This window comes from Paralimibaculum aggregatum (assembly GCF_030270585.1).
Lineage (GTDB): Bacteria > Pseudomonadota > Alphaproteobacteria > Rhodobacterales > Rhodobacteraceae > Thermohalobaculum > Thermohalobaculum aggregatum.
Genome location: NZ_BSYI01000189.1, coordinates 1 through 255, shown reverse-complemented (window position 1 = coordinate 255; position 255 = coordinate 1). Strand labels below are relative to the sequence as shown.

The window sequence follows — 255 nt, the reverse complement described above, 5'->3', positions numbered from 1 at the left end:
ACTCGGCAAAGGCGTCTGCCATGCCGTCGGGCTTCAAGGCTCCCGGTCGGTCGTGGGTCGGATGGTCGAGCATCTTGACGCTGCGCGCCCAGCGCTGCGCGATGCCTCCTCGGTGGAAACACTCGGGCCCGCGGATGTTCTGGTGCGTGATCGCCGGCCCCTCCGCGGGCGTCTCGGGCCGGTGGCGATGCAGGTTGTTCCCGAGAATGGCATTGACCGAGCTGCAGGAGGTGCCGCCGATCTCGAGGGCGCGTC

At 69.0% G+C, this 255-nt stretch carries 1 protein-coding gene; it reads right to left on the bottom strand.

The features are described 5' to 3' along the window. Positions 1–255, bottom strand: a 255-nt coding sequence (locus tag QSJ97_RS24890) for a hypothetical protein (RefSeq protein WP_285675197.1), incomplete at both ends; no start/stop codon positions are given.